This window comes from Rhizobium sp. K102 (genome assembly GCF_022385315.1).
Lineage (GTDB): Bacteria > Pseudomonadota > Alphaproteobacteria > Rhizobiales > Rhizobiaceae > Rhizobium > Rhizobium croatiense.
Genome location: NZ_CP092436.1, coordinates 2,935,858 through 2,949,666, shown reverse-complemented (window position 1 = coordinate 2,949,666; position 13,809 = coordinate 2,935,858). Strand labels below are relative to the sequence as shown.

The window sequence follows — 13,809 nt, the reverse complement described above, 5'->3', positions numbered from 1 at the left end:
ATGCCGAAAGAAGAAGTCCTCGAATTCCCGGGAATCGTCACCGAACTTCTGCCGAATGCGACGTTTCGCGTGAAGCTTGAAAACGAACACGAGATCATCGCCCATACCGCCGGCCGCATGCGCAAGAATCGCATCCGCGTTCTCGCCGGCGACAAGGTGCTTGTGGAAATGACGCCCTACGATCTGACCAAGGGCCGCATCACCTACCGTTTCAAGTAAGCTTGCCCAAGGTTCTGCAAGGGTTTTCTCCCGTCTGCCGATGGTCGAGGTTCCATGGCGCTGAAATATAAGCTCATTCTCGCTTCGGGCTCGCCCCGTCGCGTCGACCTGCTCAACCAGGCAGGCATCGAGCCTTCGCGCCTGATGCCGATGGATATCGACGAGACGCCGAAGAAGTCGGAGCATCCGCGGTCGCTCGCCCGCAGGCTTTCGGCCGAGAAGGCGGAAGCCGCCCTTGCCGCCATCAAGGGCGATATCACCTGGAAGGGCAGTTATATCCTCTCCGCCGACACGGTGGTCGCTGTCGGCCGGCGCATTCTCGGCAAGGCCGAGTTTGCCGACGAGGCGTTGAGTTCGCTGCATCTTTTGTCGGGACGCAACCATCTCGTCTATACCGGCGTTTGCCTGGTGACGCCGGATCGCAAGATCCGCCAGAAGATCGTCGAGACCAAGGTCCGCTTCAAGCGGCTCTCCGGTTTCGAGATCGAAAACTACCTGGCGTCGGGCCAGTGGCGCGGCAAGGCGGGCGCTTACGGCATCCAGGGCCTCGCCGGCACCTTCGTGCAGAAGATGGTGGGCTCCTACACCAATGTCGTCGGCCTGCCGCTTTATGAAACCATTGTGCTTCTGACCGGCGAAGGCTTCGATGTGCATAGCCGGTGGCCCGAGGGCTGAGCCCGCGGCCGACGCCATAGGACGAACCGATCATGCCCGAAGACAGGAAAGCCGCCGCCAAGGTCGCACCGCTGCGCAAGACGCGCCCTTGCCCCGAATGCGGCAAGCCGTCGAATCGCGAACATTATCCCTTCTGCTCCAACCGCTGCCGCGAGGTCGATCTCTCCCGCTGGCTGACCGGCTCCTATGCCATTCCGGTGGCCGATGACGAGACCAAGGCCGATTATCCCGACGAGGAAAACTAGCGAAATCCATCGGCGAAGCTCTTATTTTTCCTCATGAATCGGCAAATCTGGCGAGACCGTCAAAAAAGAGTCATTTGACGCTTGCCATGAGCGAACAAGATGCTATAACCCCGCTCGCTTCCGGGGCGAACCAAGGCCCCGCGGTTCTTTTCGTGAAGAACTCTTGAGAAGCAGGTTAGCCCAGGTAGCTCAGTTGGTAGAGCAGCGGATTGAAAATCCGCGTGTCACTGGTTCGATTCCGGTCCTGGGCACCACTCAATCCCCAAGCAGCATCTAGCAATCAGACGGCCATCGTCCGAGATAAGTCGAGCAATTTCAAGTTGCGTATGTTGCGGCGGAATTCCCTGCATTTCCAACGGTTGCCCCAGGGAAGCGGCGAAACCACGCGACATGGAACGCAACATGGAACGCCCAATTCACCTCCCCGTTTCGGGGCGGAGAAAGCCGCTGATCAGCTCCGCCCGGGTCCAATCCTCATTCTGGTCGACAAAGTCGGCGCAGCCAAACAAATATGATTTGAGGCTTCCTGCGCCGACCAGCAAAACGGCGGCAGTGTGAGTGCCGCCGCACGGATTAGATTTGTCTGGCGATTATCGCACTATGCTTTCGGATTTCTCTTGGGCTGTAGCACCGTTATCGCTTCCGGCGTTGGTGCCGTCGCTGAGCCCCCGTTTCTCCTGGCCATAGCCATTATTGCCCTTGGCAGTCTCGTCTGGTGGGCAATAATCACCCGCATAAGCGGCTCCTCCAACGGCAAATGCCATCGCGATGCTGAGAGCGAGAGCTAGTTTGCTAGATGTCACCACGTTTCTCCCTGGTAAAGTTGCAACATCGACCAAGAATGCTCCGCATTGACCGAGGTGTCATCTTGCCTCTTGTGATAGTTCACTCGCCTGAAAGGCGTAAAGCCGTGGCAGTCGGCGCGGGATGCCGATGGTGCCCGGTTTAGTTGAGTGCTGCCACGAAGTCCTCCGGTTCGCCGCATAGTTCTCCCCAGCTACCGCCGATATCGATCGAGAGCAGGCCCTATGTCCGCTCCTGTCGGGAGAAAGAAGTCCTTCCAACGATGAGCAAGTTGATGCCTCGAATTCACTTGATGTCCTGCTGGCCGAGATCATTGTTATACTTAGCTCATAGATCACTGTTATCGCCGCCTTCGGCCGCAGTTGTCTCATAAGACGCGTACTCCGCCAGGGTTGACGCCGGTCGGGTAGGGCATCGAATGGAACCAACACCGGTCATTGCCGTTGTAAGCCCAGGGAGTCCCACCATGAGCAACGCCCGTCAGGCGCGAACGAGATGGTGATGGTACTCCGAGGAGAACGCACATGGATCTCACAACCCTTCTCATCATCGTTGTGATACTTCTTTTGCTAGGCGGTGGCGGCTGGTACGGCCGGGGACGCTGGTATTAAACGACGGTCTACGTGGCACGCATCACTGGTTGAGGAGCGCTCCGGCTGGGGCGCGGCGCGCTCACCTGTGGCCAACAAACCCCTCTGTTCAGAGTTAGTGCTGCCCTTTTGTTGACTTCGCCACTATCTCGCTCAGCGTTGCCGCCGAGAGCATGGATTCGGCCAAAATCTTCACGAGCTTCTGATTCTCTTCCTCCATGGCTCTCACCCTTTTTGCATGGAGGCCGTCCGGACTGCAGGGATTGCCACCGATAGGAGGTCGGCTCGCTGATGCCGTACCTGTGGCATCCGCCACCGTCACGCCTTCTTGGCGTTCTTTCAGAATCGGACACTATCGGCACCGAGGTCGCGCCATCGGTGCGGCGCGCCTCTGAATAAGGGGCCGGAGCAACGGAACAATCACGACCCGGTCTGGTTTAAGCTAGGTCCGTATTCCTAGCGGAGGCGACGATGTGGGCAGTTCTGATCGGTGCCGCTCTCATAATCGGCGGCCTTCTTTTTCTCCTACGGCCGACGCTCCGTCGAAGACCGAGTGATCCTCACCTGATGCCGCAAGGCGGCGCGACGTTGGAACCGCGGCGCCAAGGCCTGAGGTTCCTCGGATTGGCGCGGAATTGGCCGGCGCTTGCGATTATCGCGGTCGGCGCGCTTCTTCTGGTTTTTGGGAGCTACTAATGCATGTCGCCCGGAATGTGCAGCGGTTCCGGGACAACGACATGCATAAAAACAAAGAGCTAAAGCGCGTCGCATGAATCAAATTTGATGCGACGCGCTTTAGGCCCGCAAAGTCCCGAAACTGCCGTTGGTTGAGTGTATACGCCCTGTGAAGTATCTTCTCAGCGGATTGCGGACCATGGTAAACGTCGCTTATGGGCATCAAGAATTACTTGATCGAAGGCAGCTCCGGCACTGGAAAAACGTCTGTCGCTACTGAGTTGGAGCGGCGTGGTTTTCATGTCGTCCATGGTGATCGGGTCCTGGCCTATGTTGGGGACCCCGAGACCGGCGAGGCGCTCGAAGGGCCGCCGCAAGGTGTGGACCGCGTCGTTTGGCACTACGCGCACTGGATCTGGCCTGTCGAAAGGGTCCGGGCCATCACCGCTGACACCACTCATCCTACCACATTCTTCTGCGGCGGCTCCCGCAATTTCCATAAGTTCCTGGACGTGTTCGACAAGGTTTTTGTGCTCGACATAGATGTCGAGACGTTGAACAGACGATTGGACGGGCGGCCAGATGAGCCGGGTTTCGCGCCGGACGAGCGTGCGGTGGTTCTGCGCTACCATAGGAGCAGCAAACACTTTCCCGCCGGGATCGGTATCGACACAAACGGAACCGTCCCGAGCGTCGTCGACGATATCCTTGCCCAACTGAGCTGAAACCTGGACGGTGTTGCGATGGGGTGGGAAGCACCGGTGCCCATCCCGACGCTGGATGGGCAAAGCAGGCCACCCGAAACGGAGGGCGATTGGCGCCGGGTCGCCGACACGCTACGCGTATGAGGCGCTACGCCGACGTCTTGAGAAGGCCCGCAGCCAAAGCGCCGAAGGCTTCGACCGCCTTCGGCAGCACATCCTGCGGCTCGTCGCTTGCAGCGATCCAGAGTGCGGCATTGAGCGCCGCGCCATTGAGCAGGCGGGCGGCTGCTTCCGCGTCAACCGGCTTGAGAATCCCGCGCGTGATCAGACGCTCCACCGTCTGTCGGGTTACCTGAAGGCAACTGCTCTGGCTAGGCCATTGTGAGGGGTCACCCAACACGGCAGGTCCGTCGAGCAGAACGATCCGTTGCACCTCCGGATCAAGCGCCATCTCGATATAGGCCGCGCCCTCGGCGAGAAGACCTTGCCAATCGTTGCCCGCCTGCGCGCCGATCTCCTGGGCGCGCGAAGCCATTTCGGTGTCGATCTGATCGACAACTGCCGCAAGCAGCCCGCGCTTGTCTCCGAAGTTGTGGTAAAGCGCGCCCCGCGTCAGCCCGACTTCGGCAGTCAGCTCGTCCATCGAGGCGGCCGCATATCCCTTCTCGGCAAAGGCCTTGCGCGCGGCCGCGATCAGCTTGAGCCGATTTTCCTCCATTGTCTCGACGCGTCGTTTTGCCATCTCTTCTCCAAAAGTTCAAATACGCGGCGTATATGAACTTGACATACGGCCCGTATTCGAGTTATTTCACATACGCACCGTATATCAGACGGTGCGCCATTCTGTGAAGGCTCGTAATGACCAGCGGCTTTCAGGTGTCCAATCAGTGATGAGGAACGACAATGACCCCAAGCGAAGCAATCTTTCCCGCAAACCGGCATGCCCTTTACGAGGAACACGGCTATTCCGCCGCCATCCGATCCGGCGATCTTCTCTTCGTGTCCGGTCAGGTCGGCAGCCGTTCCGATGGAACGCCGGAGCCCGACTTCGAACGCCAGGTGGGGCTGGCGTTCGAAAACCTGAAGGCGACGCTGGACGCCGCGGGTTGCACGTTTGAGGATCTGGTTGATGTGACGACGTTCCACACCGACCCCGAAAACCAGTTCGAAACGATCATGGCCGCCAAGCAGAAGATTTTCAGCAAGCCGCCCTATCCGAACTGGACCGCGATCGGCGTGAATTGGCTGGCAGGCTTCGATTTCGAGATCAAGGTGATCGCCCGTATCCCTTCATGATGCCTGTCGCGACAGGCCGACGCAAAGCTCGGTCTCGCGCAAGCACTCACCTTGATCGGGCAAGGTCGCTCTCTCTACTGAGCGAAGAGTTCCGGGATGATCGCGCGGGCCCGATCGCGCAGACCTTTCGCTTCCTGCTCGCCGATAAAGCGGTAAGGCCAACGCAGCCTGGTGCTGACGGGACCCCAGTTGCCGATCGCCGCGAGCAGTTTGTCGAGCGCTGCATTGGAATAGCCTTGGTCACGTCGAAACGGGACGACGTGGCTGTCCATAAAGGCGCAGATGCGGCTTTCGATCTCGAGCGCCGCGTCGATGTCGGCGTGCATCAGCTCTGTCCAGGCTTGGGCACCATGGGGACTGAGACAGGCGACGTTGGAAAACGCGCCGGCAGCAACGCCGCGTTTGATGCCGGTGGCGAGATGATGGCCGGGAATGAACAGGGAAAATTCGCTGAGATATGCGCGCGCCTGCGCATACCAGGCATCGCCGCCATCGGCGATCTTCATCCCGACCACCGACGGGCAGGGGCCGCAAACGTCGCTGAGCTCGGCTGGCGACAGGACACGTTTCGCATGCGGGGGATTGTAAAGGATCAGCGGGATGCCTTCGGCGACCTCCGACGCCCGGTGCAGGAAGTCGACGGCTTCGAGATTGGTGAGCGGCCACCAGTCGGGCAGGATGACCTGGATTGCCAATGGCTTATGGGCAGTGGCGCGGCGCAGACGATCGAGCATGATGATCGGATCGGGCTGGCAGGCGCCGATGACGAAGGGCATTGCGGCGGCCCGGCAACGCGATGCCAGCATCTCCTGAATTCGCTCGTACTCCGCTTCCGTCTGGTTGTGAAATTCACCCGCAGTGCCATTCGAATAGATGCCGTCGACCTTGGCGGCGATCAGTATGTCGATTTCCTCGCCGAGCTTTTCGAAATCGATGCTGTCGTCCTCAGCGATCGGCAGGAGCAGGCTTGCCCAGTTGCCCGCGATAGGATGGCGGCGGGTTGTCATGCTCATCTCATTTCCTTCAGTCGAGGTCATCGCGGATGCAGGCCTTGAAATGCCCCGGCGTCATTTCACGCAGCGCCGGCACGGTCTCGCCGCAGGCCGGCAGGGCGTTCAGACAGCGTGTGCGAAAGACGCAACCGCTCGGCGGATCGGCCGGGCTCGGAATATCGCCCTTCAGGATCTGGCGGTCGCGCGGCGCATCGGGATCGGGCGAGGGGATCGCCGAGAGCAGCGCCCGCGTGTAGGGATGCAGCGGCCTGGCATAAAGCGCAGCACTTGGCGCGATTTCCATGATCCGGCCGAGATAGAGGACGATCACCCGGTCGCAGATATATTCGACCACGGCGAGATCGTGACTGATGAACAGCATGGTCAGGCCAAGTCGCTGCTGCAGGTCACGCAGAAGATTGATCACCTGCGCCTGGATCGAGACATCGAGTGCGGAGACCGGCTCGTCGGCGACGATGAATTCCGGCGCGAGCGTCAGCGCCCGGGCGATGCCGATCCGCTGCCGCTGGCCGCCCGAGAACTCGTGAGCGTAACGATTGACGGCGTCCGGCGGCAGATCGACCTGTTCGAGCGCGGCGCGGGCGCGTTCCAGTCTCTCTTTTGCCGTGCCAAGGCCCTGGATCTTCAGTCCCTCGGTCAGAATTTCGCCGATCGTCATACGCGGCGAAAGGCTCGCGAACGGGTCCTGAAAAATATATTGCATCCGCGGCCGCAGGCGCCGCATTGCCGATGAAGACAGGCTGGTGAGTTCGGTGCCGTCGAAGCGGACACTGCCGGCGGAGGGTTCGATGAGGCGCAGCACCGATCGCCCGATCGTGGTCTTGCCGCTGCCGGATTCGCCGACCAGCCCAACCACCTCGCCCTTGCCGATATCGAAGGAAATGGCCTGCAGGATGGTCAGCCTGGCGCCGCGGGACGTATAATCTTTTCCGAGGTCGCGGACCGAGAGAAGGGGCTCGCTCATCTGATCTCCTGCCAGCGAATGCAGCGGCTCTTGTGCCGCGGATTGACATCGGCCAGCGGCGGCACGGCCGCGCGACACGCGTCGACGGCAAATTGACAGCGCGGCTGGAAAGCGCAGCCGGCCGGCATGTTCATCAGGCTCGGCACGACGCCCGGAATGGCCGCCAGCCTTTCGCCCGCCTGCTTCATCCGGCTCGCATCACCGAGTTTCGGCATCGAGGCCAGCAGGCCGATCGTATAGGGATGTCGCGGATTGCGGAAAACCTCGGCCACCGGCCCAGTCTCGACGATCCGGCCGGCATACATGACCGCCACCCGATGCGCGATTTCGGCGACGACGCCGAGATTATGGGTGACGAAGAGCATGGCCATGCCGCGTTCACGCTGCAGCCTCTGCAGCAGGGCCAGAACCTGCGCCTGGATGGTGACGTCGAGCGCCGTCGTCGGCTCGTCGGCGATCAGCAGCGTCGGGTCGCAGGCAAGGGCCATGGCGATCGTGGCGCGCTGGCGCATGCCGCCGGATAATTCGTGCGGATATTGGCCGGCACGGCGCCTGGCATCGGGAATGCCGACGCTGTCGAGAAGCGCGACGGCCGCATCCATGGCGGCTTTCCGGTTCGCCCCGCGATGAATGCGGATCGGCTCCGAGATCTGGTCGCCGATGGTGTAGACCGGGTTGAGGCTCGACATCGGCTCCTGGAAGACCATGCCGATATCATTGCCGCGAATGGCGCGCATTTCCTGCTCGGGGAGCGAGACGAGATTGCTGACGGTACCATCCTTGCGCTTCAGATCGATGCTGCCGGCGGCGATCGCACCGATATTGCGGGTCAGCAGCCGCATGACCGAAAGGCTGGTGACCGATTTGCCCGAGCCGGACTCGCCGACGAGCGCCAGCGTCTCGCCGGCAGCCACACTCAGATCGATGCCGTTGACCGCCGTCACCTCGCCCGAGCGGATGCGGAAGACGGTCCGCAGCCCCTTGATGTCGAGAATGGTGTCGGCGGTCTGTGGCATGGCATCCATCAGGCAAGCAGGCCGGTGGCGCGCAGGATTTGGTCGATCCTTGCCGTTTCGGCCTCGTTGAGGGCCGCACGCGGGCGCGGCATCAGCGCTGTATCGATGATGCCGAGGCTCTTCATCGCCGCCTTGAAGGCGCCGATGCCGGCAGCGCCGCCGCTGACCCGGCCCGCTCCGACCCAGACGATTTCGAAGAGCCGGCAGAGCCGCTCCTGCTCCTTGCGGGCCGCGACCCAGTCGCCGCGCTGAGCGGCATTCCAGAGCCTGACGTAACCATGCGGATCGACATTGGCGATGCCTGGCACCACGCCATGGGCGCCCATCTGCAGCGCCGTGTCGACGACGATTTCGGAGCCGGTCATCAGGAAGACGTCCGTGTTGTCGGCGAGATCGAGCAGCACGTAGCGGAAATTGCCGTCATCGCCGCTCGAATCCTTGATGCCGATGATGGTTCCCTCCTTCGCCAGCGTCACGCTGGTCTGGCGCTGCAGTTTCACATGCACGCAGACGGGAATGTCATAGGCGATCAGCGGCACGTCGACGGCATCGCGGATATAGCGGAAGTGATCGATGGTCTCGGCCTGGCTGGTCACCGTATAGAACGGCGCCGTGACGACCACCGCGTCGGCGCCGGCCGATCTGGCGATCCTGGCATGGTTGATGACCCGGTCGGTGGTCGGATCGATGACGCCGGCGATCAGCGGCACGCGGCCGTTGATGACCTTGGCCGAATGTTCGATGATCTCCTGCCGGGTTTGTTCGTCGTGAAAGATCACCTCGCTGGTCGAGCCGAGCACGAACAGTCCATGGCATCCCGCCTCGATCAGGTTTTCCAGCACCCGCGTGTAGGACGGGTAATCGACGGTGTAATCCTTGTTCAGCGGGGTTACGACGGGAGGAACGACGCCCTTGAATTTGCTCATTTTCGCTTTCTTTCGATCGTCAGTTTAATTCGGCGCGAGGGTCGAAGGCATCGCGAAGACCATCGCCAATGAAGTTGATTGCAAGGACGGCAAGCACCAGAAAACCGCCGGGAAACAGCCACTGCCAGGGATATTGTTCGAGCACGGCAGTGGAGCGGGCGGCATTCAGCATGTTGCCCCAGCTTGCCGCCGGCGGCGCAATGCCGAGACCAAGGAAGGAAAGGCCGGCCTCGAGCAGGATGGCATTGGCGATCTGCAGCGTCGCGAAGACGACCAGGATGTCGATCGAGTTCGGCAGGCCGTGACGGAAGAGCAGGTGCGGCAGACCCGCTCCCATGCCCCTTGCCGCCGTCACGAAGTCACGCTCGCGCAGTTCCAGCAGCCGCGCGCGCACCATGCGCGCCAGCAGCGGCCAGGAGAGCAGCGAGATGACGAAGACCGTCGGCCAGATGCCGGTGCCGGCGATCGAGGCGAGCACCAACAGGAAGATGACCGGCGGCAGCGTCATGACAAGATCGACGAAACGCATGGTGACGGCATCCGCAAAGCGGCCGGCAAGCGCCGAGACCGCGCCGACCATGAAACCGATGATGGCGGAAATGACGGTCGAGGTGAGGGCCACCAAAAGCGAGATCCGGCCGCCGTCCATGACCCGGGCAAAGATGTCGCGGCCGACGCCGTCGGTGCCGAACCAGTGTCTCGGTCCCGGCTGCGCATTCATCGCCAGCAGATCGATGTCGTTGGGTTTGAAGCTCCACCACAGCGGATAGGAAAGGATCGCCACGACCACCAGCGCGATCATGCACAGGCCGGCGAAGGCGGCCCGGTTGAGCAGGAAGCGATGCAGGGAGCGTGCGATCGGGCCCGGACTACGGGCAGGGCTTCGTGCCGGCATCGCTCAGCCCACCTTGATCCGCGGATCGACCAGCGCATAGGCGAGATCGGTCAGAAGGTTGACGGCGATGACGCAGGCGCCGATGACGAGCGTCGAACCCATGATGACAGGATAGTCGCGGCCTTCCACCGCATCGACCATCAGCAGGCCCATGCCGGGCCAGTTGAAGACGCTTTCGATGAAGATCGCGCCGCCGATGGCAAGGCCGATCGTCGAGCCGATCAGGGTGATGACGGGAAGCAGCGCATTGCGCAGCGCATGCTTGGTAATGACCCAGAATTCGAAGACGCCCTTGGCGCGCGCCGTGCGCACATAATCCTGGTTCAGGACCTCGAGCATGGAAGCGCGCATGTAGCGCATGATCAGCGCGGTCTGCGCCACGGCCAGCAATGTCGCGGGCAGGATGAGGTGATGGAGGAGGTCGGCGACGGAAAATTCGCGGCCGGGCGTCAGCATGCCGCCGGAGGGCATCCAGCGGAAATAGACCGAAAACAGATAAAGGCCGACCAGGGCGCTCAGAAAGGGCGGACTGGAAATGCCGGTGACGGCAAAGACCGACAAGGACAGGTCGGCGATCGAATTGCGGCGAACAGCGCTGACGATGCCGGTGGCGATGCCGGCGATGATCGCGATCGCGATCGCCGATCCCATCAAGAGGACCGTCGGGCCGACACGCGAGAGCACGAGCCCGAGCACCGGCTGGTCGGGCCGTTTGATCGAATAGCCGAGATTTCCCGTCAGCGCTTGCCCCAGCCAGGCGACATACTGCAGCGGCAGCGGCTGATCGAGGCCGAGTGTGACGCGCAGTTCGGCAAGATCCGACGATGACATCGGCACATTGGGATCGATATAGGCGTCAATCGGATCGCCAGGGGTAAGGCGCAGCATGACAAAGATCAGCACGCTCAGGGCAAGCAGCATGCCCACGCCGATCAGCAGGCGCCGGAGACTGTATCTCAGCATGAAAAACCCGTTCCTGTGCGGGCGGACAGGTTCGCCGACCTGGCCGCCCTTTACGTCTCAGGATGTGCTACGCCCTATTCGGCGATCGCCCATTTTTCCGGATGCGCCTGGTAAGGGCCGCCGCCGGGGGCCGGCGTCCAGATGAAGTCCTTCAACTTGGAGGAGGCGACGCCATAACGTTTCGCCACCCAGAGCGGACCCCAGGGCAGTTCCTTGTTCATCACCTTGCAGACCTCCTGGTAGCGGGCCTCGCGCTTTGCGGCATCCGTCTCGCTAAGCGCCGCATCGAGAGCGGCGGTCAGCACCGGCATGCGCACGCGGGCGACGTTCGGGCCGGCCGGCGGGATCTGCTTCTCGTTGAGGCCGACATTGATGCTGCCTGGGTCGGGGCCATTTTGCAGGCCGGCATAAACCATCTGGAACTGCGCGACGTCGGGCGTCGGATTGAGCACGATGCTGTTATAGGTAGGGGTGTCGACGGCGCGCGGCGTGACGTTGATGCCGACCTGGGCCAGCATCGCCTGGACCGCAGCCATGACATTGGCGGCAAGCGGCGTCGTGTAATAGGTCAGAAGCGTTATCGGCTTGTCGCCGTTGATCTGATCCCAGCCGGCTTCCTTCAGCAACTGCTTGGCCTTTTCCGGATCGTAGGCATAGGTTTCGATGCCCTTCGGCACCACCTGGTCGGCGATATAGGCGCAGTTTGCCGGTTTGGCGGCGCCGCCGTAAAGGCTCTGGATGATTGCATCGCGATTGATCGCATACATCACCGCCTGACGGATCCGGACATCCTTCCAGATCGGCGAATCGTGATTGAAGCCGAGATAGTTGACGACGAAGGAATTGCCTTCGATGACGCGGAAATCCTTGTTGTTGTCGAAGGCTTTCAGATCGTTCGAATCGACATAGGTGAACTGGATCTCGCCGGCGCGCAGTGCGGCGATCGCCGCAGCCGGATTGGCGAAATAGCGGTTGATGATCTTTTCCAGCGCCGGCTTGCCGCCCCGGTAGTCGGTGTTGGCGGCAAGTTCGACATATTGATCAGTGACGTATTTGGTAAACTTGAACGGCCCGGTGCCGATCGGCGCGGTGGACCACCATGTGTTCTTGGCGAGTTGGTCCGCCGGGATTTGCGACAGCGCGTGCTCCGGCAGCATCATCACCTTCGTCAGCGTGTCCATCAAGCTCGCCGACGGGGCCGACAGTTTGATGACCAGCGTCTTGTCGTCCTTGGCCTCGGCCGAGGAAACGGCGTTCAGGCGAGCCGCAAGAACTGAACCGGTCTTGGCGTTTTTGGCAAGCTCGATGGTGAACTTGGCATCCTTTGCGGTAAAGGGCTTGCCGTCATGCCATTTCGCGTCGGCGAGCTTGAACGTGTAGGTCATCTGATCGGGACTGACCTCATAGGACGAGGCGAGGTGGCCGACGACTTTCTCGAGCTTCTCGTCATAGGTCACCAGCGGCTCGAAATAGACGCTGAGCCAGGTGAAGCCACCCGTCGCGGCGAGCGGGTTGAAATTGCCCTGGAATCCGCCGGGCCCGACATCGAAGCCGCCCGACAGCGTGGCGGCCTGCGCCGGGCCCGTGAAGGCCGGAATGGCGGTCGTCGCCATCATCGCGGCAAGCGCGATGGCGGATGATAATCTGAACAGTCCTTTCATTGTGCTCCTCCCACATTGGCACTTTTCTTGTTGGCGGCGATCACCCGGGAGATGCCGTCATAGTGACGGTCCAGGCGTTTCTGCGCTTGCGCGACGTCCTTCGCCTCGATGGCATCGACGATCGCCGCGTGATCCCTCCAGGTCGCGACGGGATCGACATTGTCGAGATTTACGAAATCGGAGGCCTTGTAGAAGGCGAGCCAGAACACATCGATCAGCCGGGCAAGGGTCTCGTTGTTCTGGCAGCGGAACAGCAGGGTATGAAAAAGCTGGTCTTCGTCGGCAAAGGATTGACCGCGCTCGGCATGGATCCGCATGCGGTCCACCGTGGCGCGCAGCTCGGCGACATCGTCGTCGCCGATCATCTCGACTGTCTTGCCGATCAGGCCGACTTCCAGCGTCCGGCGGATCTCGATCACTTCCTCGATCTGGCGCAGCGCGCCGCCGAGGCCATAGGCGAGATTGTCGAGCAGCGGTTCGAACGAGAAGGCTTTAACGAAGATGCCGATGCCGCGACGCGATTCCAGTACGCCGAGCGATTCCAGCGCCTTGATGCCTTCGCGCAGGGAATTGCGGCTGACGCCGAGCTGGTTCGCCAGCTCGGATTCGGCCGGAAGCAGCGTGCCGGGCTTCAATCCGTTGTCGCTGATATAGGCCCGCAGGCTCTCCTGCACGGAAACGTGGAGCAGAGGCGCACGGGTGAGGGGCTTCATGGATTTCAGCGACATGCCGTTCTCATTTCGGTCTGCGACGAGCTTGGTTAGACATATCCACTTGTAGGATATCCGTCAAATGGATTCGTTTGATTCGTCGCGGTGATCGCCTTGGATTACTTTGCTGGCGTTCCATTCGCGGCCGGTGGCATCCGCGTCAATGAAGGCATGAAGGCGCGTCTCGGTCCGGTCCGGTCTATCTATGCGGAGACTGGCACTGCGATGATTTAATGCTTGTCGCCCGGAAGTGTGCAGCGGTTCCGGGACAACGACATGCATAAAAACAAAAGCGCGTCGCATGAATTAAATTTGATGCGACACGCTCTGAAGATCGCAAGACGGCCTGCGAAGTGAAGCAGGCCGTCAAACTCCTGCCACATGCCCTGCATTAATTCGGCGCGACTGCGTATTTCTTAAATCGGAATTGATTTAAGGGTAAGCCATGCAGCA

Annotated in this window: 15 protein-coding genes and 1 tRNA gene; 7 read left to right on the top strand and 9 right to left on the bottom strand. The window is 61.2% G+C overall.

All coding sequences use genetic code 11. The features are described from left to right. From infA to MHI61_RS20530, 6 genes are all read left to right on the top strand, one after another. Positions 1 to 219, top strand: coding sequence for a translation initiation factor IF-1 (gene infA / locus MHI61_RS20555; RefSeq protein ID WP_003545338.1), 219 nt, complete (start codon positions 1 to 3; stop codon positions 217 to 219). A gap of 54 nt (positions 220 to 273) precedes the next feature. Then, a complete protein-coding gene (locus MHI61_RS20550) occupies positions 274 to 894 on the top strand; it encodes a Maf-like protein (protein ID WP_010028866.1) in 621 nt (206 codons plus the stop codon). Between the two features lie 32 nt (positions 895 to 926). Further along, entirely contained in the window at positions 927 to 1,139 is a 213-nt protein-coding gene (yacG, locus tag MHI61_RS20545; protein ID WP_097582455.1) for a DNA gyrase inhibitor YacG, read from the top strand. Between the two features lie 178 nt (positions 1,140 to 1,317). After that, positions 1,318 to 1,393 (top strand) — tRNA-Phe (locus tag MHI61_RS20540). A 1,611-nt stretch (positions 1,394 to 3,004) separates the two neighbouring features. Beyond that, a complete protein-coding gene (locus MHI61_RS20535; protein WP_010035544.1) occupies positions 3,005 to 3,229 on the top strand; it encodes a hypothetical protein in 225 nt (74 codons plus the stop codon). A 194-nt stretch (positions 3,230 to 3,423) separates the two neighbouring features. Then, a complete protein-coding gene (locus tag MHI61_RS20530; protein WP_239790302.1) occupies positions 3,424 to 3,933 on the top strand; it encodes an AAA family ATPase in 510 nt (169 codons plus the stop codon). Between the two features lie 127 nt (positions 3,934 to 4,060). Here MHI61_RS20530 and MHI61_RS20525 read toward each other — a convergent pair whose 3' ends face one another. After that, the gene (locus MHI61_RS20525) at positions 4,061 to 4,654 is read right to left on the bottom strand and encodes a TetR/AcrR family transcriptional regulator (RefSeq protein ID WP_239790301.1); all 594 of its coding nucleotides are present in this window, start codon (positions 4,652 to 4,654) and stop codon (positions 4,061 to 4,063) included. Between the two features lie 161 nt (positions 4,655 to 4,815). Between MHI61_RS20525 and MHI61_RS20520 the strand changes: the two genes are divergently transcribed. Then, entirely contained in the window at positions 4,816 to 5,208 is a 393-nt protein-coding gene (locus MHI61_RS20520) for a RidA family protein (protein WP_239790300.1), read from the top strand. Positions 5,209 to 5,282: 74 nt separating this feature from the next. Here MHI61_RS20520 and MHI61_RS20515 read toward each other — a convergent pair whose 3' ends face one another. From MHI61_RS20515 to MHI61_RS20480, 8 genes are all read right to left on the bottom strand, one after another. Beyond that, entirely contained in the window at positions 5,283 to 6,221 is a 939-nt protein-coding gene (locus tag MHI61_RS20515) for a dihydrodipicolinate synthase family protein (RefSeq protein ID WP_239790299.1), read from the bottom strand. A 10-nt stretch (positions 6,222 to 6,231) separates the two neighbouring features. Beyond that, positions 6,232 to 7,185 (bottom strand): oligopeptide/dipeptide ABC transporter ATP-binding protein, encoded by a 954-nt coding sequence (locus tag MHI61_RS20510; RefSeq protein ID WP_239790298.1) that lies wholly within the window; start codon positions 7,183 to 7,185, stop codon positions 6,232 to 6,234. Continuing rightward, the gene (locus MHI61_RS20505; protein WP_239790297.1) at positions 7,182 to 8,201 is read right to left on the bottom strand and encodes an ABC transporter ATP-binding protein; all 1,020 of its coding nucleotides are present in this window, start codon (positions 8,199 to 8,201) and stop codon (positions 7,182 to 7,184) included. The genes MHI61_RS20510 and MHI61_RS20505 overlap by 4 nt, the downstream gene beginning before the upstream one ends. An 8-nt stretch (positions 8,202 to 8,209) precedes the next feature. Beyond that, complete coding sequence (locus MHI61_RS20500) at positions 8,210 to 9,127, bottom strand: dihydrodipicolinate synthase family protein (RefSeq protein WP_239790296.1); 918 nt, start codon at positions 9,125 to 9,127, stop codon at positions 8,210 to 8,212. A 19-nt stretch (positions 9,128 to 9,146) separates the two neighbouring features. Next, a complete protein-coding gene (locus MHI61_RS20495) occupies positions 9,147 to 10,022 on the bottom strand; it encodes an ABC transporter permease (RefSeq protein WP_239790295.1) in 876 nt (291 codons plus the stop codon). 3 nt (positions 10,023 to 10,025) lie between these two features. Continuing rightward, on the bottom strand, positions 10,026 to 10,985 hold the full coding sequence (locus MHI61_RS20490) for an ABC transporter permease (protein WP_097605677.1): 960 nt from the start codon (positions 10,983 to 10,985) through the stop codon (positions 10,026 to 10,028). A gap of 74 nt (positions 10,986 to 11,059) precedes the next feature. After that, on the bottom strand, positions 11,060 to 12,646 hold the full coding sequence (locus tag MHI61_RS20485) for an ABC transporter substrate-binding protein (RefSeq protein ID WP_239790294.1): 1,587 nt from the start codon (positions 12,644 to 12,646) through the stop codon (positions 11,060 to 11,062). Continuing rightward, entirely contained in the window at positions 12,643 to 13,374 is a 732-nt protein-coding gene (locus MHI61_RS20480; RefSeq protein WP_239790293.1) for a FadR/GntR family transcriptional regulator, read from the bottom strand. The genes MHI61_RS20485 and MHI61_RS20480 overlap by 4 nt, the downstream gene beginning before the upstream one ends. Positions 13,375 to 13,809 lie beyond the last annotated feature (435 nt).

What these genes read in the sequence shown, in the direction of transcription:
- infA (WP_003545338.1), top strand. Translation starts at nt 1, where the DNA reads ATGCCGAAAGAAGAAGTCCTCGAATTCCCGGGAATCGTCACCGAACTT.
- MHI61_RS20550 (WP_010028866.1), top strand. Translation starts at nt 274, where the DNA reads ATGGCGCTGAAATATAAGCTCATTCTCGCTTCGGGCTCGCCCCGTCGC.
- yacG (WP_097582455.1), top strand. Translation starts at nt 927, where the DNA reads ATGCCCGAAGACAGGAAAGCCGCCGCCAAGGTCGCACCGCTGCGCAAG.
- MHI61_RS20535 (WP_010035544.1), top strand. Translation starts at nt 3,005, where the DNA reads ATGTGGGCAGTTCTGATCGGTGCCGCTCTCATAATCGGCGGCCTTCTT.
- MHI61_RS20530 (WP_239790302.1), top strand. Translation starts at nt 3,424, where the DNA reads ATGGGCATCAAGAATTACTTGATCGAAGGCAGCTCCGGCACTGGAAAA.
- MHI61_RS20525 (WP_239790301.1), bottom strand. Translation starts at nt 4,654, where the DNA reads ATGGCAAAACGACGCGTCGAGACAATGGAGGAAAATCGGCTCAAGCTG.
- MHI61_RS20520 (WP_239790300.1), top strand. Translation starts at nt 4,816, where the DNA reads ATGACCCCAAGCGAAGCAATCTTTCCCGCAAACCGGCATGCCCTTTAC.
- MHI61_RS20515 (WP_239790299.1), bottom strand. Translation starts at nt 6,221, where the DNA reads ATGAGCATGACAACCCGCCGCCATCCTATCGCGGGCAACTGGGCAAGC.
- MHI61_RS20510 (WP_239790298.1), bottom strand. Translation starts at nt 7,185, where the DNA reads ATGAGCGAGCCCCTTCTCTCGGTCCGCGACCTCGGAAAAGATTATACG.
- MHI61_RS20505 (WP_239790297.1), bottom strand. Translation starts at nt 8,201, where the DNA reads ATGCCACAGACCGCCGACACCATTCTCGACATCAAGGGGCTGCGGACC.
- MHI61_RS20500 (WP_239790296.1), bottom strand. Translation starts at nt 9,127, where the DNA reads ATGAGCAAATTCAAGGGCGTCGTTCCTCCCGTCGTAACCCCGCTGAAC.
- MHI61_RS20495 (WP_239790295.1), bottom strand. Translation starts at nt 10,022, where the DNA reads ATGCCGGCACGAAGCCCTGCCCGTAGTCCGGGCCCGATCGCACGCTCC.
- MHI61_RS20490 (WP_097605677.1), bottom strand. Translation starts at nt 10,985, where the DNA reads ATGCTGAGATACAGTCTCCGGCGCCTGCTGATCGGCGTGGGCATGCTG.
- MHI61_RS20485 (WP_239790294.1), bottom strand. Translation starts at nt 12,646, where the DNA reads ATGAAAGGACTGTTCAGATTATCATCCGCCATCGCGCTTGCCGCGATG.
- MHI61_RS20480 (WP_239790293.1), bottom strand. Translation starts at nt 13,374, where the DNA reads ATGTCGCTGAAATCCATGAAGCCCCTCACCCGTGCGCCTCTGCTCCAC.